14 protein-coding genes are annotated in these 24,137 nt (G+C 42.7%); 6 read left to right on the top strand and 8 right to left on the bottom strand.

All coding sequences use genetic code 11. The features are described 5' to 3' along the window. Positions 1-76: 76 nt before the first annotated feature. From JMW94_RS09175 to JMW94_RS09165, 3 genes are all read left to right on the top strand, one after another. Entirely contained in the window at positions 77-589 is a 513-nt protein-coding gene (locus JMW94_RS09175; protein ID WP_045446919.1) for a hypothetical protein, read from the top strand. Between the two features lie 248 nt (positions 590-837). After that, positions 838-1,866, top strand: coding sequence for an endonuclease/exonuclease/phosphatase family protein (locus JMW94_RS09170; RefSeq protein WP_201604124.1), 1,029 nt, complete (start codon positions 838-840; stop codon positions 1,864-1,866). 238 nt (positions 1,867-2,104) lie between these two features. Then, positions 2,105-2,797: a TetR/AcrR family transcriptional regulator gene (locus JMW94_RS09165; RefSeq protein ID WP_055124242.1), complete on the top strand. Its 693-nt coding sequence runs from the start codon at positions 2,105-2,107 to the stop codon at positions 2,795-2,797. Between the two features lie 141 nt (positions 2,798-2,938). On the opposite strand, the gene JMW94_RS09160 is transcribed toward JMW94_RS09165, so the two are convergent. The 5 genes from JMW94_RS09160 to JMW94_RS09140 all read right to left on the bottom strand — a co-directional run bounded on the left by JMW94_RS09160 (position 2,939) and on the right by JMW94_RS09140 (position 14,152). After that, entirely contained in the window at positions 2,939-3,712 is a 774-nt protein-coding gene (locus JMW94_RS09160; RefSeq protein WP_201604121.1) for a hypothetical protein, read from the bottom strand. 166 nt (positions 3,713-3,878) lie between these two features. After that, positions 3,879-9,212: an SdrD B-like domain-containing protein gene (locus tag JMW94_RS09155; protein ID WP_201604119.1), complete on the bottom strand. Its 5,334-nt coding sequence runs from the start codon at positions 9,210-9,212 to the stop codon at positions 3,879-3,881. A 110-nt stretch (positions 9,213-9,322) separates the two neighbouring features. Then, positions 9,323-11,356, bottom strand: a complete 2,034-nt coding sequence (locus JMW94_RS09150; RefSeq protein WP_201604117.1) for a DUF11 domain-containing protein — start codon at positions 11,354-11,356, stop codon at positions 9,323-9,325. Between the two features lie 51 nt (positions 11,357-11,407). Continuing rightward, the gene (locus tag JMW94_RS09145; protein WP_201604115.1) at positions 11,408-11,872 is read right to left on the bottom strand and encodes a hypothetical protein; all 465 of its coding nucleotides are present in this window, start codon (positions 11,870-11,872) and stop codon (positions 11,408-11,410) included. Between the two features lie 273 nt (positions 11,873-12,145). Beyond that, positions 12,146-14,152 carry a hypothetical protein gene (locus JMW94_RS09140; protein ID WP_201604113.1) on the bottom strand — a complete coding sequence of 669 codons (2,007 nt, stop codon included), beginning with the start codon at positions 14,150-14,152 and terminating at the stop codon, positions 12,146-12,148. A gap of 630 nt (positions 14,153-14,782) precedes the next feature. Between JMW94_RS09140 and aceE the strand changes: the two genes are divergently transcribed. After that, positions 14,783-17,596: a pyruvate dehydrogenase (acetyl-transferring), homodimeric type gene (gene aceE, locus JMW94_RS09135; RefSeq protein ID WP_198330638.1), complete on the top strand. Its 2,814-nt coding sequence runs from the start codon at positions 14,783-14,785 to the stop codon at positions 17,594-17,596. A 25-nt stretch (positions 17,597-17,621) separates the two neighbouring features. Next, positions 17,622-19,355: a 2-oxo acid dehydrogenase subunit E2 gene (locus JMW94_RS09130; protein ID WP_193012834.1), complete on the top strand. Its 1,734-nt coding sequence runs from the start codon at positions 17,622-17,624 to the stop codon at positions 19,353-19,355. A 211-nt stretch (positions 19,356-19,566) separates the two neighbouring features. On the opposite strand, the gene JMW94_RS09125 is transcribed toward JMW94_RS09130, so the two are convergent. After that, positions 19,567-20,208 (bottom strand): OmpW/AlkL family protein, encoded by a 642-nt coding sequence (locus tag JMW94_RS09125; RefSeq protein WP_201604145.1) that lies wholly within the window; start codon positions 20,206-20,208, stop codon positions 19,567-19,569. Positions 20,209-21,049: 841 nt separating this feature from the next. Here JMW94_RS09125 and JMW94_RS09120 point away from each other — a divergent pair. Continuing rightward, on the top strand, positions 21,050-22,033 hold the full coding sequence (locus tag JMW94_RS09120; RefSeq protein ID WP_087814355.1) for an ion transporter: 984 nt from the start codon (positions 21,050-21,052) through the stop codon (positions 22,031-22,033). 114 nt (positions 22,034-22,147) lie between these two features. Here the strand turns inward: JMW94_RS09120 and JMW94_RS09115 are convergent, their stop codons facing one another. Further along, positions 22,148-22,795, bottom strand: coding sequence for a TerD family protein (locus JMW94_RS09115; protein ID WP_201604111.1), 648 nt, complete (start codon positions 22,793-22,795; stop codon positions 22,148-22,150). Positions 22,796-22,883: 88 nt separating this feature from the next. Continuing rightward, positions 22,884-24,002, bottom strand: coding sequence for a helix-turn-helix transcriptional regulator (locus JMW94_RS09110; protein WP_201604109.1), 1,119 nt, complete (start codon positions 24,000-24,002; stop codon positions 22,884-22,886). Positions 24,003-24,137 lie beyond the last annotated feature (135 nt).

The raw sequence follows: 24,137 nt of genomic DNA, 5'->3' as shown, positions 1-24,137 counted from the left end.
CATGATTCGAGTAAGACCGCTAATTTTTAGCACTTAATAAATCTAAAATATAACAAATTAATTTAAGGATAAAATTATGAGTAACTATGACGGTATTGATCGCAGTGAAGTAAAGCATATGTCAAAAGAAGCTAAGCAGGATCTGAATGCTGATATCATCACAGGTGAGCCAGGTTCGCATCCAGTAGGCACAGCTATTGGTGGTCTTGGCGGCGCAGCAGCGGGTGCAGCAATCGGTACAATGGCAGGACCACTTGGCACACTCATTGGCGGTGCGATTGGTGCTATCGTTGGTGGCGGTGCAGGACATGCAGCAGCAGAAGCGATTGATCCAACACGTGAAGAAGCTTACTGGCGTGCAGAATATGCAAATGTCGATTATTACAAAGAAGGTTATGACTTCGACCGTGATCTACATCCAGCTTATGCAGTAGGGTACGCCAACCGTGCTCGTTATCCTGCGGATGCACGTTTTGAAGACCATGAAGCTGAATTAGAGCGCTCATGGCATGAAGTAAAAGGTGAATCACGCATGGAGTGGGAAGAAGCACGCAAAGCATCGTATGACGCATGGAATCGTGTATCGTAATAAGCGAAACTAACAGCACATTTTATTTAAGTAAGTAGACAGTATATAAGCTTACTACCTTATCACTGGGCTTAGTCTGATTGTAGACTTGGGTCTGCTGATAGACTAAATACTTTCAATTTATGCTATTTTAAAGTCTTCAAAGATTTCTTTGGAGGCTTTTTTGCTGTATATTACTAATTATGAATATATTAAACAGCCAATCATCTTTGGAAGCAATATTCTAGAATAAAAATAATAGGTAATCTATGAACAATAATGCGGAAGCTAAAAGCGCCAGACAATTTTATATCGCCACTGCTAACTTGCTCAATTTTGCCAACCCTAACCGAATTTATTATGACAATGCGCCAGCTTACAGTAACGATGAATACGAGCACAAGCTAAGCGGCATCACCGATTTATTAGCAAAAGCACATGCTGATATTATTGCGGTGCAAGAAGTCTGGGATAGTAATGCGCTTGAAGCGTTGGCGGTGTCGTTGGGATTTAAGCCCGAGCATGTTGTTGTTCCGTTGGCAAGCAACGACCGTTCAAGCCCTTATACCCATGGCAAAGGGGCACAAAATACTCCTGCCGTTGGTATTATTAGTCGCTTTGAGCAATTAGAAAGCCGCTTGCTTGAAGAGATTGCACCAAAAGCGGTGATTGATATCCCTGATATTGGTCCTTACCAGCGCTTTAATCGTCCACCATTAGTAGTACGGGTCGATGCCTTTGGTCAACCGATAACGATTATTACGGCGCATCTAAAAAGTAAACGGGCATTTTTCTTGCGTGATGAAAGTGGCAATTTGTTAGAAGACATGGACGATCCAAATATTCGAGTCCGTGCCAAGCTCCGTAGTTTATGTATGCGCGCCGCAGAAGCAGCTTCTATTCGCATGTCTATTATAGAGCGCTTACGTCATACTCGTGAGCCATTGATTTTGTTAGGTGATATGAACGATGTCACTGGTAGCGTCACTACCCAATTGATGGCTGAGACTGGTGAAGTTAATTACGATAAAGGCATGCGCGATGTTGCATTATTCGATGCTGCGCGTATCCAAGCACGCTATGGATGGATGAAAGATGTGGCATATACCCATATATATCAAGGTATGCCAGAAGTGATAGATCAATTATTTGTTTCAGAAGAGTTTCTTCCTGATAGCAAGTTTTCACTGGGTCAGGTTGAAAGAGTAGACTATTTCAATGACCATTTAAAGTGGGACTATGCAGATAGAGTCATCGATCATGGTATTATAAGAGCGAAAATTAAACTCAATGATTAAATTTTTTACATTACGTGGTTAACGCTATTAAATGGTTGACCTATACATTAATTTTTAACCCATTTATCTCCCTTGCTTGATAGTGTACAAGCGTTTATGATGCCTCTCCATTAGACATAGTAGCGCTAATATCAGTGCTACATTATTAGCTAATAGGATGTAATTCTTCAATTTAGGGCGAATACTATCTATTGAAGATTATATTTATAAAATAGGGTGTAACATTAAGAGACTTATGATGAGCGAAAATAAAGACGAAAAGATTGAAGATGTGTTGGTAGATTCGGAACTGGCAAAAAAACTGGTCCCGAATAAGTTCAAGTTTACCAGCCAACAAGGCCGTGCGCGCCGTCAAAAACTTTTGGCTGGTGCCAAGAAGTTAAGTGAAACCCAACCTATCAATGACATTACTTTGGCGGCTGTATGTGAAGAAGCAGGCATTCCAAGAGCTTCTGCTTATCACTTTTTTCCTAACATCGAAGCGATATTTTTAGCATTGCGTTTTTTGAATGCTATCGAAATATTAGAAATAGTAGAAACAGTCGATATTGGTAATTATGACAGATGGCAGGGCTATTTGACGGCGCTTATTGATAATTGTGTGACGATATTCCATAACGACGAAACCAAAGCCAAGCTCATTTATGACACGAACACGCCTGATTTTGAAGGTGATAGTTTTGGTGAAGATATCGATCATCAAATCGTCGATTTGGTTTATAAGCGTTTATCAGAGCGCTATGAGATGCCGAGTTTCCATGATATTCAAGACACGCTATTGATTGCTTATAGCATTATTAATGCGATATTCACATTGTCTTATCGTCGTCACCAAAGCATTACCAATGAATATATCCAAGAAGCAAACACTGCGTTTATCGCTTATTTGCGTTGCTATCTACCAGAAAAGCTACCGCGTAAGAATCGCTAGTTTTTTCGCTATTTAGATGATATATAGACATTAGGGCATGGTTAACATGCTCTAATATCTGTTAAGTAAATACAAAAAAGCCGACATTATATGTCGGCTTTTTTGTATTTACTGCATTGATGAGCAGTGATAATAATGGACTTAACGGATAAGCGTTAATACTTGCCCACGGCAACTATCAGTACTCGCATCTAATGTCTCATATTGCTTATAATAGCTGACGATCAATTCTTCCAAAGCGACGTTAGTCTGTGAATCATGGGTATTGACGTAAGCTTCGCGGGCTTGTTCAAGCCAACGATCTGCCATTCGAAAATGGATGCCTGATTCCCGCCAGCCGCGCTCGCACTGGTTCGTAGCAGCCCAAATTAAAGCGACCTCGCTGAAGGCTATCTCTCGTGGTGCTGACTCGATACCACCGCTATCTTTTAGCGCGCTTAAGGTTGCCCATAGATCGGGGCGCATGAGAGCAGAGTTTGATGGTATGTCTTGAATAAGGTTGAGATCTTGTTCCTTGCCATTTTTCAAGGTGGTCAAAATCGTCTCTGCTGCCTGTGCGGCTTGCTGCCCAGCAGGTGAACGACTATTTATGCTGTCTTGATGGATGGCGTAGTTAAGCCAAGCCTGAGCTTTATAGGCAAAGTATTGTTGACGTGCGCTCATATTTTCTTGTTGATATGCTTGTAACTCTGTCAACATACAGTTCATAGCACGTTGGCGCGTACTTTGGTATTTTGGGTGGTGAGACTGAGTTTGAACCTCATTGGCACAGTGAGTAGCGTCACGGGTTACTGCCACTTCAGGAGTATGATGACTCGCCGATGCAACCGAGGTCATTGTCAGGAAAAAAACGGTTGATAATAAAGCCTTTATGGGCTGTTTATAATGGGCTGCTTTGTTGGCAGGATTAGGCATGATGCAAAACCTCATATTAAGCGGATCAGTATCAATATTGGTATTGGTACTTGCGGTTTTCGGCGCTGATCTCATCGCTTATTAAAATATATCTGTCATATAATATGATGAACAGCGCGTTAACGCCCGCATTGTCGTCAGATGATAACACGACAATGGGGATAAATTACAATGTAGAGTGAGTCGTCAAACGCTGGTTCTTACGTGGATCATCACGTTTGAATAGGTCTTCGTCAAACTTGAAACGTAATCTAAAGTAAGCGCCTTCCATAGTGCTATCGTCATAAGCGATGTCTTCATCCTCAAAGCCCATGAAGTTATAACCTAGTGACAACCAAAGGTTGGTCATCGGGCTATAGCCTACTTCCGCACCCAGCATATAAGACATATCATCTGCTTGTTTGTTCCAATAAGTGCCTGCTTGCAAGCCCACATCCCAGCGCTCACTGATGTCATATAGACCACGAGCATAAAGCGCATGGGCTGTATTGTCGCTACTGATATTATCAGCATCAAGCTGAGTATATTTACCCGCGTAACGACCTGACAACGTCAACGGACGCGTTGGATGATAGTTACCACTCAATGACCAGATAACGGCATCTTTTTGATAGGCGTCATCGCCAGTACTGTTATCATCTAAGCGATACTCAAGCTTGGCTAACATGTCTAACTGATTGCTATCATAATCACGATAGGCAGCTCCTAGCTGGAAACGATTAATCGTGCGATTGCCATCGTCATAATCGACGCGTGAGTAGATGTCCTTGGCCAACAGAGTCACATCATCGGTATAGCGATAAGCAATACCAGCGCTACCTAGCAATGTGTCACTAGTCTCACCCCAACGCTTCTCAAAACGCGCTGAGGCTTTGTAATCTTCTTTCGCAAGATACTCTACACCAATGCCAGCTGCCGTTGCGGTGTTCTCGGTATCGCCCTCTAATGATTCAACACGCTCAAATAAGGTGTTTAAAGTCAGACCTTCTTGAACATACCACTTGTTTTTTAGACCAATGGCCGCTTCCGCTTCGCGAGCACTAATGGCGTCACTCATGCGATATTCGCTATAGACTTTGCCATCTTTCATATAAGCGGCATCAAAACCAAATACGGTACGCTGACGTTCTTCAGTATCATCAAGACCATAGCTACCAGATAGACTGTTGATCAAGTCATGACGGGCGTATAGGCGGCCTAAACCACCTAGCGGCGTCTCGCCTCCGATGGAGGTGGCATTACGATTACTGTTATCAATATCTTGCTCATATTCTGCAAATACTAAAGAGTCATTGAGCTTGGGTAACCGTGCCGTGATACGAGCGCGGGCGGTAGTACCTCCAATATCTTTTTCAGAATCACTGACATTATTTAGCGCCGATTGATTGATAATATCGTCATTAAAGAGAGTGTTGTCAGTCACATCTACGACGTCTGTTACCGCTTGGATATTGCGTGAAGCTGCCGTTGCATCTTGCTTATAATAACGTAAGCCAATCTCGCCAATGATGTTGGTGCTCAAACGCTGTTCAATACTGGCTAAGACACCTTGGCGGCTAGCATCAGTGGTATGATCTTTAGTGCGCACGCCTTCTAGTTTTAGCGCGGTCTTTTTGTCATTAATTAAATGAGTGACTTCGACGCCTGATTCAGCGCGCCCAGCAGTCTGCGGCGAGGCACCAGTCACGAAACCTTCGTCAGTATCGTTATAATAAGCTTTGGCACGAGTGTTTTTCTTGTTATCAAAGTCAAGCTCGATACGCAAGGCATTACCTTCTGCGTCCTGACCGTCTAATTCTGTCGCATTAATTTGATTGCTTGGCTGAAAATTTGGATTCTCAGCTTTATTCATCGCGTATTCAGCGACCAGTTTTAGATTATCGTTAAACTTGATAACGCTGTTGACGCTAGCCAGCTCTTCTTTGTTAAGAGGGTCATCACTGTTGACATAGCTACCACCGATGGCGACTTTATCAGTCAACTGCTGCTTGGCAGCAATGCCACCGACCAAGTATTTTTCGCCGCCTTCATCTACTTCTACAGTGACTCGTAGATAAATAGGGTTGCCATCGATGTCTTGGCTAGCGATAGGGGCTTTTAAAAATAAGCTGCGACTGATAGGGTCAATTTCATAATCGGCAAAGCGGGTAAGGGTCTCACGGCTAATGATCAAGCCTGGATTGTTGGCGTCACGAGTGATCACTTCGACAGTTTCTGAGTTTTCTAATACGGCATCAAAGTTTTCAGCCAATGGATAAGGGCCTGAGATACCAAGACCACGAGTCTCATTGACGCGCTGGCTGGTACTCGTCTCCGCGACAAAGGCGGTAATGCGAGTATTGCTATCTTCATACTGGGCTTTTAGGCCAGTCAACGTACGGTTATATTGACCTAATTTAATACCTTCATCGTTATCGATTTGAGTTTTTAAGTCGCCATACATAACAAATGAGCGACCCTTGTCCAAGCGCATATAGAGTTTGCTGGTAGATTGCGCATCAAAGCCTTTGGCTGATGAATCACCATAGACAGGATAGTATTCGCCAGGCTCGATATCACGGAACAGGCGCTCGCCTTTTTTGTCGCTGTCATAAGCCAAAGTGAGCAAATAATCGCCACGTACTTTGCCTTTAAGGAACATCGCGGCGCGACCAGAAGCGGTATAGTCATCGTTACCAGCGAAATCATTGAGCTCTTGCTCAAAAGCGCCTTGGGCGTCAGTAATGCTGCTGCCATCAAAGTCTTTAAGTGAGATCGCGCCTTCGACGATGCCGACGGCAATGAGAGGACGTAATTGCGCGGTAAATTGTAACGGGATAATCTGTTTACTGCTACCAGTGTCGATGACCAACTCACCTTTACCCGGTACACTTGGTGCAGTCACGGGTATGAGTAGCTCGCCACCTGAGACAATAACTTGCGTACCAGCTTGATCTTTACTGCTGTCATTAAGATTGATACGGCCGATATTGGTATCGATAGTGATAGGTGTTGAGGCGATATAAGGACGGCCATCACGGTCTTTTAGGCTAATAACGACTTGATAATCGCTAACACCATCTGCCGGTACTAGCTGCGCTTGAGTGCGATAGTCAATGGCTTGTAAACTGTTCGGCGTTGATACTTTAATGGTTTGCTCAGAGATAATTTTGCCATTCACGTCAGTAGCGACACCGCGCAAGATATTGTTGCCGCGTTTTAAGTCGACCGCATAGTAATCAAAGGCAGTCACATTCTGTTTTTCTTGCTCAGCAGTTTTGCCGATTTGTTGTTCTGATACTGCTTTTCCATTGGCATATAGTGTAAATATTGAACCCAGTGGCGCTTGCACCTGTACCATTTGTTTATAAGTGCTGAGCTGTTGACCTTCGTTTAAATTGATAAAAGCCACGTCATTGTTAGCCACTTCTTTGAGATATTCTTCCAGCTCTTTTTCTACTGGCGGTGCTACCGTAGTTACGGTCATATCAACACGATTGGCGGCTGGATTGATCATCTCATTGACGATAGCAGAGTCACAGTTGCTGCCCAGATCTAAGTCGCCATTGATGTTGCAGCCACTGGCGTCTACATTATCATCGTAGTCACGATTGTAGTCAGGATCTAGGGTTAGCTCAGTTTTTACTGCTTGCTCAAGGCTATCATTCTTAGCGCTCACTGATTTGCTACGAGCGACAAGCTCCGTATTCAAACGCTCAGTGCTATCGCCCATACCGACAACGATACCGAAATCGGCACGATGTAATTCGCCATATTTCAAGTCAACGAAACGGCTGCCAGCATCGCCCGCATTGCGATTACTTTGGGTGACCATCTCGGTTGAGTGAGGGATGGTGGTGCGGTCAACTTTTAAGACGTGAGTTTTGGCACTGACACCATAAAAGTTATATTTACCTTCAGGATCAGTCACGACAAAGTTACCGTTTTCCATGTAGATACGCACGCCTGCAACGCCAAGTTCGCCATCTTCTTTTTGTTGAATGCCGTCACGGTTGATATCGTGGTAGACCTTACCGATGATGATGCCATCAGTATTCATGACGCCGCGCTCTACTTCAATCTTCCACTGTGCTTCTCTTGAAACTAAGCTTTTACCTTGTTCATTGCTAGCAACAGCAGTCGCGCGGTTGATGCCATCACCGCCTAATGATGAGGCACCGATTAAGACACGATACGTGATTTTTTTACTTTCGCCATTTGCCATATTACCTAAATTTAGCACCTGATATTTACCATCAGCTTTAAACTCAGTGGTTTGCGCTTGGTCGATATTGATATCAGTAGTTTGGTTGACACGTACACTACCATCTACATAAGCAAAACCACGTGGTAGGGCGTCTTTTAGTTGCACATCATAAGCGGTAGAGTTGCCACTATTGGTGATATTAATGGTGTAGCTAACATAATCACCAAATTCAGCGCTTTTAACGTCGCTTTCTTTGGTGACGACTAAGCTTGGGCTATCATCGACGATATTGATTTGTGTATCTAAGTCATCGATACGTACGGTGAAGTCACCTTCGCTTGGTAGCTGCTCAGCGCCAGTGCCGACAGAAGGCGCGATACAGGCGTCTAGACTTGCAGTCAACGTATCATTTGCTAGAGTCTGAATAAATTTGTCATTGACAGCGTTGGCATTGTTTTGTGTTGGTGCTGATAGCTGATATTTACCAGTACTATTGCCCGTCTCAATCGCTTTCAATGCGTATTTGTCACCCGTCAACAAAGAGGTAATCGTGACCCATACTTGATCTGGCTTATCTAGCTGAACGTTACACTGCGCATAGCTGGCATCGATATAGACGTTTTCCTCGATTTGTGAGGTGGTTTTGTTTTCGTCAAACTTAGGCGTTGTAAATTTGATTTCAGGCTCAACGATGATTAGTCTATCAATCGCGTTGACACTCGATACGGATGGGTCTTCTAGAACGACAGCGCCAATTTTAATATCTGCAGTATCGCCACTTTTGCCGTTAGCATCTGATAAAGCTTGCACGATAAACTGGATACTTTCACTGTGTCCAAGTTTGATTTGTGCGCTTAAATTATCGAAAATAACTTCAGTATCACCATTATCAACGACGCCGTTTTTATTTAGATCTTGATAGACTTTTAAGTTTGAGAGCGTTGGAGATACAGCCAATGTTAACTCAACAGTCTGATTGCTATAGCTGGTATTGCTTAGGACATTTACCCAGTTAACCAAGGCGTTAGGCATAACGGTAAGTAACGGCTGTTGAGTAAGTTCAATACCGTATTCAGGAAGGTCTGAGGCTTTGACTTGTACTTGGTTTGAGGTGCTAGATATTGTGACGTCAGTCTGGTTATTGACGTTATAGCTAGCATTTGCAATATTGTTGATGATTTGCAGATTAAGGTTTGCTGCATCAGCTGCAATCGCGATATTTGATTGCATAAGCAACATTGCCAATGACAGCGCAGAGATCTTCGCTGAACACAATGCAGTACGATTAGACGGTGTCATGGTAGATAGAGTCATATGTCGCTTATCCAATAAAATATCAGTGAGGGTAAGGGTAGTTCTACAAGCACTTGATGTACTTGTAGAATCAGTGGAACGATAAATAGTTATTTTTATTAAGGTTGAGATTATTTAGGAGCGTCCTTTATCTTGACTCTAAATTGGAGAGTTGCAGTACTTTGAGGTGACAAAGTAGTGATTGTTGTATTGATATTAGTACCATCATCATTTGCTGCTGTGGTGATATTAGTGGCTTGCACTCCAGGTGTGGTAGCAGATCCTGCTACATAGTCTGCCGCGGCTGCGAATTTAGATTTAGGATCTAAAATGGTCAATCCTGTAATATCAAAGCCTAGTGCGGTAGTGGATGTGTTGGTAGCATCAATCTTATAGATAACGCATTGGTTTGGTTCAGCATCGATAGCAGTATTTACAAATGTACCCTCAGCAGTACCATCACAATTAGCATCAAGTACTTGTAACTTAGCTAGCGTTAAGCCTTTTATGGTTGTGGTATTAGTAGCAATGGCTGGCGCTGAAGGATCATTACCAGCAGGTGTGATAGTGACGATATTATTTTCAGTCTTATTTAGCGCACCTGTGCCATCAGACTTGACTGTATAAATAATATCAACAGTGCCCTTTGATGCAATAATCACTGAACTTGGAAGACGATATTCGCCAGCAGTGCTAGTAGGTTCTAAATATCCTGTTGTGCCATCAGCTAATTTATAGCTAGGACGATTAGTGGCAGCTGTGTCAGTTATGATGCCAAGTGGTGTCTTAGCATCAGGATCAGTAATTTTAATGGTAATAGGACGATTGGTGCCGCCCTCAGGTGCATCACCTGTATTAGTAAGGGTATTAGTGAAGATAGTAGTACCGTCTACAGCAATCTCTTTAGAAGTGCCTTTATTATCGACACCATTAGAGATCGTTAAACTACGTTTATTGACTTCTAGAGCCGCAGCTGAATCGCCACCTTTAGTACCGGGCTCAGCAGTATTGGTATACTCTGTATCATCATCGGCAGGGTAATAAGTCTTCGTATTTTCAGCAGCATCGTCTTTATTGGTACTATCAATAATAGTCACACCACTATCTAAAGTGTCTTCAACGCGCGCGTGATTGATCACACCATTGACAGGCGCTACATTAGGGTCTTGTTGGACATCAAAGGTGATCGTTACACTAACCCCAACAGCTAGATCAATACCTGAATACACAAAGCCTTGATTAGTACCAGTTGTGGTTTCTACAACAGAAGCACCACTAGTAGCATCCGTTGATTTTACAGAACTTGCTACTAATATTAGACCAGCAGGTAATGTATCACGCACGGTGATACCAGTTGCAGCAGCAGCATAAGTTGCACGGCCATCGTTAGTGACTTTGATACTATAGGTAGCGGTATCATCTAAGTCATTAAGGTTAAGCGTGTCAGTTATCGACTTTACGATACCAAAAACAGGCAAAACTGTACTTGATGTATCTGTATTGGTTAATGTCTTACTAACGCCTGCTGGTGTATTCGTTGATAGAGCCGTACTCGTAGCGGTCAAAGTGAGTTTTTGAGTATCTCCGCCTTTATTGCCTTTCGTCTTAGCATTGATAGTGAATACAACATACTGACCAGCTGTCAGTGTAAAGACATTATTGGTGCCAGTAAGTATTGAGTTAACAGGAATATCAGTGCCAGATGTCCCTGAACCAGTAGCCGCAGTCCCACCAGCTTCAAATAACTGGTATGAAACTGTAGAAGCACCAAGGTCGTAATCAGCCTGATCACCAGATCCATTAGTGATATTGCTTAAATTGACCGTGTATTCATCAGTACGGTTACCAGTATTTTCTAATCTATGTACAAACGCTACCACCTTTTCAGGAGTTACGTTGCCACCAGAATTTATATCATCCGCATTACCAGAATTTTGCGCCAAAAGTGAGAATGAAATCTGCTCTGAGATATTAACAGTAACAGCATTAGATTTGACTTTAGGCTGTTCAACGTTGTTAACAGAATAGGTAGCTTCAGCTACGTTAACAATAGTAGGAGATTTCGTTGATGTGCCACTAACGGCAGCCGTAGCCCCAGTAGAGATACCCATTACCGCAGCAACACCAACGGCTAACAGGCTATAATTAAAATTATTTGATTTCATAGAGATATCCTAAAATTAGAAGAGCAAGATTTTGTGAGTTGAAGGAGAGGTCTAGTTGACAATCGTGTTAAGTGCCACGGCGGCAGACTTCTGTGCTGGTAATAACTTGATATTCCAGCGCAGGGTACGGTATTCAGAAAACGGAATTTTGACCATTTTGCCATTGACTTTACGCATCAGTGGCATATCGGCATAGTTCCTGCCATCGATACTGGCTTGAGCACTAGTAGGATTAGCTTCGCCAGTGAAAGCCATATTGGCAGGGATAGGCAATACGACCGCCAGATCTTGGATATCTTTGTTAATAATATTGCTATAGGTTGCTTTGTACTGAATGACCGTACCCGCTGGAGCATTACGAACTGGTAGATAAGAGATCTTACCTTCAGCGTTTTTGGTGACTTGATTGGCTGTTAGATCCATTTTTAAGGCATCATTGGCGTGAGCAGCACTTAGTGCTATTACCGACGCTAAGCTTGCTAATATGGCACTGCGTAAAAAATTAAAACCTTTCATATCGTATTCCTTGCTTAAACCATTATTATCAAGTCAATCTTGACTTCGTCCCATGCAACGTAAAAACTGCAATCAACTATGAATAAGAGATGCTGATAAAGTTAGAATTGTTCCTTAATATGATTGTCACGCAAACAATACAAATATTCACCACAAAAACGACAAATGGTATTTTGGAGTACACAAACGGTAAAAGCCCTATCTATAGAGATAGGGCTTTTGTCAGTAAAAAATATTCTTTAGAGTTGATAATATAGCAAGGGGGAATAGTTACTAAGGATTCACAGTAGTGCCGTATTTGGTGTTGAAGCGAATAGCTCGACGGCGATCGGAGCTAGTAATTCCTAGCGGGAAGCCATTAGTTAGCACTTGACCATTATTACCAATCGATACTGAACTATTAGAAAAAGAAGGTACACCGCTGTTTTCTCCGATAGGTGTAGGCGTGGCTAAAGTAGACGTTACAAGAGCACCATTTTCTCCTTTTTTCTGTAAGGTGTCTCGAATAATGATATCTGTCAAAGGCACATTACCACGGTTAACCGCTTCAATCCTATAAGCGATACATTGTCCTGGTATGATCTCAGATATGGAATTTGTACTATAAGCAGTACTGGCGCTACCCGTATAATTAACATTAATGGTCGTGAGGTCGGTCAAGCTACAGTTGTGAGTATATTGACTCTTGAAGAGCACTAAAGCTGCATTATCTTGAATAACATCACCAAAGTTATTATCAGGATAGTTAAATGTATTAGTCGTAATATTTATTTGTCGCAAATTGCTTGTAGTATCCACAGAGTATGTATAATTATTAGGTTCATTCTGAGTAGCACAGAGCTTCGTATTGCTTCCAAGCTGCGCAGGCGTCAAAGTGAAACTATATGTTCCATCATCACTTATATTCACAGTTTGAGATGTAAACGTACTTGTACTCGTATCATCTGCACATTTGTTTAGGGTGATGGTATGACCCGTAGTAAAAGGAATACCAGATTCAGTTGGTGAATCGTATTTACCGTTGAAGTAAAGACGGTTATTTAGATATTTATCGGATACATCGTCTTTAGTGGGGTTTGTGATTTTACCATTGTCGTTAAACACGATGCCTGAAAAGCTATAAGATTTTGGTGTGTTGGTAATAATACAAGTAACCTCGTCACCATAGTTTAAGTTTGATAACGTAAAAGAGCTTGTGTTTCCAGAAGGCGTGCTTGAGTTGCTACCAGTCGTTGCATTGCTACAGACATAGTTAGTATTATAGTTAGTAGCATCACCATTTATTATATTCTCAGATATGGTATAGGTTGTACTTGGGGCTAATTCCAATGGGGTAACAGTGCTTCCATTAGTTATGGTCGAACCTGCCCCTGTTGTTGTAAAAGACGCTGTAGAGCCTTGACTATCAGGAGTTAATTTTCCACCAGCTACTTTAATATTGAATTGGTCACGCTTAGTATCACTGTCGTTAAAACGAGTACCAGTTAATACTTTTTTCACAATGAGTTTCGGTGGTGCTAGACAAAAATAAAAGTCTGAGTAGCCCACTACATGGTCGCCAGTAGATGTCGTAGTAGATGCAGACCTATAAGTGTTCCCATGAGTTATAACAAAAGGTGTGTTTAATGATTGAGAGCCCCAATCAACATTGAAATTACATGGATTAGTAGGACTACAGTTCGGCCATTGATTGCCTGTAATGGTGCGGTTCGAATTTGATAATGTGTGGTTTGCAGTAAGAATGTTACTAAAAGCACCGCCAGCGCTAAAGAGGGATACTGATTCAGTATATCTTCCATTTTCATTTGAGTCTAAATCTTGCACAACAAACCCATACTTCGATACTGGCTTGTTAATAGTAGCAGTAAGTTTGTGATTTATATTAAGGTACTGGCTGCTATGGCGCATATTAATAGCATTTGTAGTTACGCCACCGAAACTACTGGCTTCTGGATAACCAGCAGCTAAAAAATTAGTCTCAGAAAAAGACAGTTTGAATTCGAGATTGTTGTTGAAGTTATAGGTAGTGCTAGTGTTTCCCGCACCTCCTGTCCAACTCAATGCCAATTTATTAGCTGCCGCAGGTGCAGGGCTAAAATTTTTGGACCCTACATAATACATTGCATGATCTGCGGGGCAGGTGGGACTAGCTTCAGCCGAAAATGCGACATTACTTGCCAACATCAAGCCCGTAGCAGCTATCAATGCCAGCACCCGATATATATGTTCACTGAATAGTTGTGAAATTATTGAATTTAGAACGTATGGCATTTTATGCATATGATTATTCCTATAAGAAGCTAAAACTTGCTATAAGCGTTTAACTAGTTCTAAATTATTTCACTAACTAAACTAATGTATATATTACGTAACTTAACATATTAAGCAATAATTTCGTAAAAGTCCTACGAAGTAGATGAATGGCAGATATTTCATGACCAGCTACAGTATCTAGTTGTAGATGTTAGCTCGTTAGCAAACAATCCTTATATTTCTTTGAAACATTTCTGAAAAAACTAATCATTATTTATTTCAAAAATACTTGTCATATCACCATTTCTTTACAGCTATAAACAACTGCAGCATAAGAGCCTATAATAAAGAGTTATTATCATTTGATAATTGACTATAAAAGTTGGGTTAGCATTTTATTATCTAACCACTTTTAAATACTCAGTTCATATGCGATAGATAGTAGCGCTGTTTTTATTTTGGCTATGTGAGGCTGCTCCAGATTATGAGTCGGTCAAATACTGCTGCATAACCGCACCCTACTATAAATCTCACTTCTTAAAATTAACAAGGAAGTCATTGAGAAAATTATTCCCGCACGACAATATTGAAGTAACACTTTGATTTAATAATATCCTGTCTTCGGGCAGGACTGACTGATAAAAAAGGACAATAGTGATGAATTATTATAAGGATGCTGATAGCACCGAAACCCAAGAGTGGCTGGAAGCGTTTGAATCTGTTATCAAACATGCAGACAAAGATCGTGCTCAGTTTCTGCTAAAAGCTTTATACAATATGGCAGTTCAAGAAGATTTGCCGTTCAATCGTCTCGATACCGCTTATATCAATACTATCGCCGTTGAAGATGAACCGATGTACCCTGGCGACCTAACCATTGAGCGCAAAATTCGTGCTTTGATTCGCTATAACGCATTGGCCATGGTCATGCGCGCGAACAAAAATGACGACGATTTGGGTGGTCACTTAGCAACATTCGCTTCTAGTGCCACGCTATATGAGACAGGTTTTAACCATTTTTTCCGTGCTGCCAGCGATCATTTCGGTGGTGACATGATTTATTATCAAGGTCACTCAGCACCCGGTATTTATGCACGTTCTTATTTAGAAGGTCGATTGACCGAAGATCAGCTTGATAATTTCCGTCGTGAAGTCGGCGGCAAAGGCTTATCAAGCTATCCGCATCCATATCTCATGCCAGATTATTGGCAGTTCCCAACCGTATCGATGGGACTTGGTCCGATCATGTCGATTTACCATGCCCATGTACATCGCTATATGGAAAACCGCGGTCTGCTAGAGAAAGAAGGTCGTAAGATTTGGACATTCTTGGGTGATGGTGAAACGGATGAGCCAGAAAGTTTAGGGGCTATTTCTCTCGCTGGTCGTGAAAAGCTAGATAACCTAATCTGGGTCGTCAACTGTAATTTACAGCGTCTTGATGGTCCAGTCCGTGGTAACGGTAAAATTATCCAAGAGCTAGAGTCTGTATTCCGCGGCGCTGGCTGGCGGGTGATTAAAGTTATCTGGGGTGGTAAATGGGACAGCTTGCTTGCCAATGATAAAACGGGCGTGCTCAAACATCGTATGGAAGAAGTGGTCGATGGTGAGTATCAGCTATACGAAGCCCGTACAGCTGAGTTCACTCGCAAAGAGTTCTTTGGTAAATATCCTGAGTTGGAAGAGATGGCTGATGCGCTATCTGATGAGGATATCTCGCGCTTGAATCGTGGTGGTCATGATCCAATGAAAGTTTATGCCGCATTCAGTGAAGCGATGAAAACCAAAGGTCAGCCAACCGTTATTTTAGTCAAAACCGTTAAAGGCTATGGCTTATCGGCTCAAACACAAGCGGTCAATAAATCACATCAGATTAAGAAACTCGATCAAGAAGCGTTGATGTATTTCCGTGATCGCTTTGATTTGCCATTTACTGACGAGCAGCTAGAGACGCTACCATTCTATCGCCCTGAAGAAGGTTCAGCGGAGATGAAGTACCTTAAAGGTCGCCGCGAAGCGCTAGGTGGTCATTTGCCAAATCGCCGCAGTGGTCATATCCCATTGAATATTCCTGAATTGTCAATGTTTGATCGAGTGCTAAAAGGCAGCAATGGTAAAGAGCAATCGACAACGATGGTGTTCGTACGCTTATTGTCAGCCATGCTAAAAAATAAAGACATCCAAGATCGCGTCGTGCCGATTGTACCTGATGAAGCACGCACTTTTGGTTTAGAAGGTATGTTCCGTCAATTGGGCATCTACTCAGCTGTTGGTCAAAAATATACGCCAGAAGACAGTGAAGCTTTAATGGGCTATAAAGAAGCCATCGACGGTCACATGCTAGAAGAAGGTATCAACGAAGCAGGCGCAATGAGTACGTGGATTGCGCTTGCAACCAGTTACTCTGTGAACGCGCTACCAATGATTCCGATGTATATCTATTACTCGATGTTTGGTTTCCAACGTGTGGGTGATTTGGCTTGGGCGGCAGGCGATTGTCAAGCACAGGGCTTCTTGCTAGGCGCAACAGCTGGTCGTACCACCTTGAACGGCGAAGGCTTGCAGCATCAAGATGGTCATTCACAGATTCTATTTAACGTTGTGCCTAACTGTGTGACTTATGATCCTTGCTTCGGTTACGAGCTAGCAGTCGTCATGCACGACGGTCTACGCCGTATGTATGGTGAAGGCGAACGCGTTTATTATTACTTAACGCTAATGAACGAAAACTACGAGCAACCTGAGATGCCAGAAGGTGCCGAAGAAGGTATCAAGCGCGGTATGTATTTGCTCGAAGACAATGGTTCAACTCAAGTGCAGCTATTAGGCTCTGGCGTTATTTTACGTGAAGTACAAAAAGCGGCGCAGATTCTAAAAGATGAGTTCAATATCACCTCCAACGTTTGGAGCGTGACCAGCTTTAACGAGTTGACTCGTGACGGCATGGTCTGTGATGACTACAACCGCTTGCATCCAATGGATGAAGAGAGAGTGCCTTGGGTTACTGAGCAGTTAGCGCCGCATGAAGGTATCGTCGTCGCTGCGACAGATTATATGCGTAATTATTCAGAGCAAATCCGTGCTTGGTTGCCAGATAATCGTCCTTATACTACGCTAGGCACAGATGGCTACGGTCGTTCTGATACTCGTGAAAATCTGCGTAGCTTCTTTAACGTTGATGCGGCTCATATCGTGGTTGCGACGCTCAAACGCCTAGCGGATGAGGGTGAAGTTGAGATGCGTTTGGTGAAAGATGCCATCTCAAGTTTAGGCATTGATGTGGATCAGCCACCTGCATGGCAACAACAGCCTTATTATGATCATTCTCCCGATGCACCAGCACCTGGTAATGTCAATCCAAATCCTGTCCCTGAATTTGTCGCTGAAGATGATGATGAAATCAGCAATGAGGGTCGAGCTGAAGATCAAGCGGATGCGACTTTACTTAATAACGGTGATGTCAAAGAATAATAATCATAAGACTAGGAGATAAATCATGGATATTAAAGCCCCCGATTTGGGTGTTGATAGCGCCGAAGTCAGCGAAATTATGGTAGAAGTGGGTGATGTCATCGCAAAAGATGACAACATCATTCTATTAGAATCTGACAAAGCCTCGGTTGAAGTACCAAGTTCCGCTGCTGGCAAAGTCACCAAAATCAGTGTTGCTGTTGGTGATCAAGTCAGTGAAGGTATGGTGCTTATCGAGCTTGAAAGTGCAGAAGACAGTGTGGAAAGTGATGACGATAGCGCTGCTGATGACAATCAACAAGCGAGTGATACAGAAGCCGCTGCTGCTAAACCAGAAACAAAACCTGAGCCTGCGGCAACTGAATCAGCCTCGTCTGACTCTAATGACAAGCCTGCGTCTAACGCTGGTAAATCGACCACTCATGCATTGCCAGATTTAGGTGTTGATGAAGCGCAAGTTTCTGAAATCATGGTCAGTGTTGGTGACATCGTGACTGCAGATCAATCAATCCTATTGATTGAATCTGACAAAGCATCGGTAGAAGTACCCGCACCAGTCGCTGGTAAGATTGAAAAAATCTTAGTTCAGACTGGTGATATGGTTGCCAATGGTCAAGACTTTATCGTTATCATAAGTAGTGGTGCAGATGCTGCTGATGAAAGTGAGTCTACATCAGATAGCGCTGAGCCAAAGCCTTCAGCACCAGCCAAAGCAGAAGAAAAAGCTGCTGCTAAAACAACGGGTGAGCCAAAACAGGCAGAAAAATCTACAACGCCTAATGCGGTCGCTAGTAAGCAAGCTGATAAGTTGACTGAAGCACAGGTCAATGAAAAGTTGGTTGACGTATATGCAGGTCCAGCCGTACGTAAGCTGGCGCGTCAGTTAGGTGTCGATATCACCCAAGTGAATGGTTCGGCACTAAATGATCGCATTCTAAAAGAAGACTTGTTTGCGCATGTTAAAGAAAGCTTAAGCACTCAAAAAGCGGCACCTGCCAGTGGCAATGTAGCCAGCGCTAGCCTGCCAAGCTTACCTGACATGAGCAACGTTGAGATTTGGGGTGAAACAGCAACCCAAGACCTTAGCCGTCTACAAAAAGTCTCGATACCGCAGCTCAACTACAATACCTTGTTGCCACAAGTGACCCAGTTTGATTTGTCTGATATCACTGAGACAGAAAAACTGCGCGGCGAGCTAAAAGGTAGCATGAAAGCTGAAGGTATCGGCTTCACGATTTTAGCGTTCGTGGTCAAAGCGACGGCCTATGCTTTAACGCAGCATCCACGCTTTAACAGTCATTTAAGCGACGACAATACGCAAGTTATCTTACGTAAAAGCGTCAATATGGGTATCGCGGTGGCAACGGATGATGGACTCATCGTACCTGTTATCAAGAATGTGCAGGATAAAGGCTTGAAGCAAATCGCCATTGAAATTGGTGAGCTTGCGGTAAAAGCACGTGACAAAAAACTCACTACTAAAGATTTGCAAGGTGCAAGCTTTACCATATCAAGCCAAGGCAACTTGGGTGGCACTGCCTTTACGCCATTAGTAAATTGGCCTCAAGTGGGTATTTTAGGCGTGTCTGAGGCAAGCATGCAGCCACGTTGGGATTCTAAAAAGCAAAGCTTTGAGCCGCGTCTCATGTTGCCATTGTCGCTATCTTATGACCATCGTGTGATTAATGGGGCAGATGCTGCCGTATTTACCCGCTATATCGCAACATTGCTGGCTGATCCGCGCCGTATTTTGCTGTAAGAATCGTTTGTACTAAAAGGATCTGAAAAAAAGACTGTCTTAGGATGGTCTTTTTTTATGCTTAAAATTTGTTGCTAATGGTCGCCAGATTTTTAGCGGTTAATGACTTTAGCACAATCGTTTTTATCTATAATCATTGCCGCTTAAACTTTAGATACAAAAAAGCCGGCGATTAAGCCAGCTTTTTTTATTCATATTACTTTATGTTATATTAGAAAGTCTTAACAAAAGCAACGCCATATACCCAAGGGCTGATGTCAACTTCACCAAGTTCAATGGTCTCACCATTAGCTTTTACGCTGGCGTCTGTTTTGATGTCCATATAGCGAGCATCAATACGGAAGTATTCAGTTGGGGCAAAAGGTATGTCAAGACCGATGTGACCAGCAACGCCGACGCTATCATCAAGTTCTAATTTTTCGAAAGCATCGCTATAGATTTTTTCTTTAAAGAAAGTCGTATAGTTCACACCAACACCAACAAATGGCTTCACATTCATAGGCATGTTGTAGCCATCGAAGTGATATTGTACCGATAGAGTCGGTGGCAAATGCTGAGTTTTAGCATCGATAGTAGCATCGCCAGCAGTTAAGGTAATGTCATGATGGAATGGTGTAGCCGCTAGTAATTCAATACCAATGTTATTGGCAACGAAATATTCGCCGCTAATGGTTGGTTGAATATCACTGTCTACGTCTACAGAATACGCACCATCTGCAAGTGTACCGTTATCGCTCTTTGGGTCAACCATGTGAGCACCAGCAGCGACAGACCAAGTACCAGCTGGTACAGCAAATGCTGTGGTCATAGTAAGTGCAGTAGCAGTGGCTAAAACTAGGGATTGTAGTTTCATCATTTGATTCCTTAACGTGATAGAAGATTATCGGTGGCTATCTAACGAGGGATGACATTAGGTACCGATACACAATGTTATGATTATTGACTAACCTGTAACATTACAACGCCATTATAATACAAAACCATATTTACTGTAAGGTTTTAAACGCATATTAATGGCTTTTATGGCATAAATTTACCGTTAAAGGTATATTTGTTGAGGTAATTAAACATTACTTAGGACAGTTAGTATTTGTGAGGCAGGACTTAGGTTCTATTATACGATGTTATACAGAGGCACGGCGCTAGAATTTGGTCGATAGTCAATGATGCTAAACTCTCCTTGATATTTTTAGAGTATTAAAATGTCAAAAACTTAGAGCCGGTAATGATAGTCTCATTACTTTTCGGATGAATAATGAGAGTGGGAAAAGAGGGGTAATATATTATGCTTGGCTATTGTAGTAATTCTCCTCTACGCTGCACAAACGCACGTTCTGTAACGATATTAGATCGGATGGACTCTTGCTGTCCTGAATGCAACTTATTTTTGCTGCCTGCTCAAGATATCAGTGAGCAATTACGTGCTGACGAACGATTCTTACGCTTCGCTATCATCGCCATTGTGCTGGTGCTAATTTTGTTTGCCTACATGTATTATTTAAATTTAGTATAATCACCGATCATGATTCATACTAAATAAGCCAGTCCTTTCATTAGTAATACTCTGAGAGCACTATATCGCTAAGTAGTGATGGTTATGAAATACTGATGGTGACCGAGCATTAATGTCATATTCTGTGATGACTGCTTTATTATACTAATATAAGACCGGTGTTTCACCGCATAGGGACGGCATGCTATTCCAATCTATACGGCGCTTGCGTCTTTTCGTTTACGATATTCTGCAAAATGATGAGCACGATACGCTGTTTAGCCGCTGCGTTGACTACTTTTTAATATTTCTAATCATGACCAATGTAGCAGCGGTCATTGCTGAGTCGGTTGACAGTTGGTATTACCCTTATCAGGAGTATTTTACCTGGTTTGAAAATTTCTCTATCGTGGTGTTTTCTATTGAGTATTTGCTGCGTTTGTGGAGTGTGGCCGAGGAAAAGCCAGATGACACCACTTGGCGTCAGCGTTGGGAGTGGTTGAAAAGTCCTTCTGCGTTGATTGATTTAGTTGCCATTGCGCCAGCTTTCCTGAATTTCTTTGTTACGATTGATTTACGCTTCTTACGTATTTTACGTTTATTCCGAATTCTCAAACTGACACGCTATTTTGCTTCGTTACGCATCTTATTGGTGGTCATCAGCAAAGAAAAAGGCTCGTTCCAAGCAGTTATTTTTATTTTAATAATTATGATTGTGACGGCCTCTAGTGGCATTTACTTGGTTGAAAACCACGCCCAGCCAGAAGAATTTGAGTCGATACCTAAAGCGATGTGGTGGGCGGTAGTGACGCTAACGACGGTGGGCTATGGCGATGTTACGCCGATTACCAATGCGGGTAAAATATTGGGTGCGGTTATTACCATATTAGGTGTGGGTCTGGCGGCATTACCTGCAGGTATTTTAGCGACTGGTTTGGCAAATGAGCTTGCTCAGCGCCGTGAAGAGCTTGAACAGGACTTTCGAGCGCAGCTGATTGACAGTGATTTTGATTTGGTGAAAAATCAGATGATGATCGATAAAATTCGCCGTGAGCTGGGACTGGATAAAGAGCAGGCGCAAAATATCGTATTACAGGTATTACGCGAACAAGAGCTTGAGCGCCGCGAAAGAGAAGTGGAAGAACGACAAAAGAACTTTTGCCCACATTGCGGTGAGCCACTGTAAGTCTTTTATAATGGTTACTTTAGGTTTCAAACAAATGGATATGTAAGAAAAGGGTGCAACGTTATCAGAACGTTGCACCCTTTTTATTAGCAATAAACGGATATTTTACGGTATTTAGATAGCTTGTGGAATGGGTAGCGCACGTGCCAATTCATGGGCGACTTGCTGCGCCGCCGTTGCTAAATCTTCGGCAGGAAGGGGTAAATTTTGCAGCGTGAGATGCCAATCATCCACTTCTCGGCGTAAATGTGCCACCCACAGCGTCGTACAATCACGTGGTAGTTGCTTTAGATTGACTTCAAAACAACGATTGCCTTCATCATCGCTTAGATGAATCTCGCCTTTGTTGACTCTTGAAAACGGATGACCGTGGTAAGAGTTGGCTATCATAGCAATGTGGGTGATGTGTGCTGGAATTTTATCTAAGTAAAGCCTGATTTGCTCTTGATCAAGAGGTGCCAAATACATCGCTTGTTCGCCGCGATCTTTGCCATTGAGACTGTCGCCTTGATGTTTCACTGATTCCGCTTTATCGCGCAATTGTTTGAACCAAACGATATCACTGATGGTGCAATTGTTGTCATATAGTACGCAAGCCAAATCAATATCAATAGCGCTCCGGTTTTTTTTAAAGCGCTTAAACATGCCTTTTGGCTCAATCTTGGTAAATTCATAGTTTAGCGCAAAAAATAAGGTTCCCGCGTCTAAGCCCAGTCCTCTTAAACTGTCTGACAGTAATGGCAATGAGGCAGTGGTCGGCATAACATTCCTTATCTACTTTCGTTCTTCATTTTTAAATAGTGGTAATCGTCTGAATACGGTTAAATTTTAGCGTCATTACTCGCAGTTGTTATTTATGATCAAAAAACTTATCCAATACGGCTTGATGTAACAATTCTGGTTTGGCATTCAATAAACCATTGCCAAAACCACGTAACCACCAAACCAGTTGCGAAGTTAGGTTGACAGTGGCTTGAATGGTCAGCGTATCATCATCCAACGTAACAGTTTGATCGTCACTGAGCTTGCTCTCAGTCAGGCTTTTGCCCGCTTGTTTGGTGAATTGTAGCTCAATAGCGGTGTTTTTGCCATGATTAGGCAGATCACCGAATAAGGGGTGGCTAAAGCCCATACCACCTGCATCCAAATAATTATCGAGTTGGAAACTCTCAGGTGTTTGTGCGGCGCTTTCGAGAATGTCAACGCTAGCAAATCGATGTAGGGCAAAGGTACGAATGGTAAAGTTTGGATCATCAATACGAGTTGCCAGCAGATAAATAATCACACCGCGCTGGATAATAGCGATGGGATTTAAAAGATATTCACTGGCCTGTGATTTATTACTGCGGGTATAGCAGGCTTTGATTTGTAATTGATAAAATAGCGCATGGTAAATATTGTCTTTGCTATCCAAGTCAATATGCGGCGCGATTAGTGGCTGAGTGGCAGGCTCGATACGCACTCTGTCGATCCATGAATGGGTGACTTTACTGTTTTTTAGCTGCCGCCTTGCCAAGTCAAACCATGGAAATAATTCATCTAAAATAACAGGTGGTAGTAGCTGAGTTAGATTGGCTTCAACCATGTTAAAGGCGACTGCTTGCGATAGATTCATGTGCGGTAAGCTTTGTAGTGGTGCATCATCACGCCAGCGCCAGCCTTGTGGGTTGGCGTTGTTTTTTTCTATGGGAAAGCGTTTTGCCAGCGCATTTAAGTCGCGTTGAACAGTGCGCAAGCTGATGTCAAAGCCTGCCATCATCAGCTGCTCGTAGATATGGGTTGTGCCCACCCAGCGGTTGCGCTGTAGTTGCGATAGTACTTGCCACTGGCGCGCCGTCGTCGCCGCGCCATGGCGATTATCGTTGTTATCTCCTGAGACATGACTGTCCGCTGCCGCTACAGTATTAGCTTGCTCAACAGAGCTCGTTTGAGCATGGGAGTGGTCGGCGTCAGTAGAATGTACAGTCATTGAGCGATAACCTTTATGAAATTACGAGTTGGCTTTTGTATAGCTTAGCGGAGTATTAACCATTCATCATCGCAGAAAAGCATCGTAGCGTCTAGGGCATGTCTTCAATTAGCACACTGACTTATTGATTGGTTT

It is taken from the genome of Psychrobacter immobilis, from assembly GCF_904846185.1.
GTDB lineage: Bacteria > Pseudomonadota > Gammaproteobacteria > Pseudomonadales > Moraxellaceae > Psychrobacter > Psychrobacter immobilis_B.
The sequence above is the reverse complement of the archived record's forward strand: the minus strand, read 5'-3'. Positions and strand labels throughout refer to the sequence as shown.

Coding starts and splice junctions, on each gene's coding strand:
- JMW94_RS09125 (WP_201604145.1), bottom strand. CDS start 20,208: ATGAAACTACAATCCCTAGTTTTAGCCACTGCTACTGCACTTACTATG.
- JMW94_RS09110 (WP_201604109.1), bottom strand. CDS start 24,002: ATGACTGTACATTCTACTGACGCCGACCACTCCCATGCTCAAACGAGC.
- JMW94_RS09130 (WP_193012834.1), top strand. CDS start 17,622: ATGGATATTAAAGCCCCCGATTTGGGTGTTGATAGCGCCGAAGTCAGC.
- JMW94_RS09145 (WP_201604115.1), bottom strand. CDS start 11,872: ATGAAAGGTTTTAATTTTTTACGCAGTGCCATATTAGCAAGCTTAGCG.
- aceE (WP_198330638.1), top strand. CDS start 14,783: ATGAATTATTATAAGGATGCTGATAGCACCGAAACCCAAGAGTGGCTG.
- JMW94_RS09140 (WP_201604113.1), bottom strand. CDS start 14,152: ATGCATAAAATGCCATACGTTCTAAATTCAATAATTTCACAACTATTC.
- JMW94_RS09175 (WP_045446919.1), top strand. CDS start 77: ATGAGTAACTATGACGGTATTGATCGCAGTGAAGTAAAGCATATGTCA.
- JMW94_RS09160 (WP_201604121.1), bottom strand. CDS start 3,712: ATGCCTAATCCTGCCAACAAAGCAGCCCATTATAAACAGCCCATAAAG.
- JMW94_RS09150 (WP_201604117.1), bottom strand. CDS start 11,356: ATGAAATCAAATAATTTTAATTATAGCCTGTTAGCCGTTGGTGTTGCT.
- JMW94_RS09170 (WP_201604124.1), top strand. CDS start 838: ATGAACAATAATGCGGAAGCTAAAAGCGCCAGACAATTTTATATCGCC.
- JMW94_RS09115 (WP_201604111.1), bottom strand. CDS start 22,795: ATGCCGACCACTGCCTCATTGCCATTACTGTCAGACAGTTTAAGAGGA.
- JMW94_RS09120 (WP_087814355.1), top strand. CDS start 21,050: ATGCTATTCCAATCTATACGGCGCTTGCGTCTTTTCGTTTACGATATT.
- JMW94_RS09155 (WP_201604119.1), bottom strand. CDS start 9,212: ATGACTCTATCTACCATGACACCGTCTAATCGTACTGCATTGTGTTCA.
- JMW94_RS09165 (WP_055124242.1), top strand. CDS start 2,105: ATGAGCGAAAATAAAGACGAAAAGATTGAAGATGTGTTGGTAGATTCG.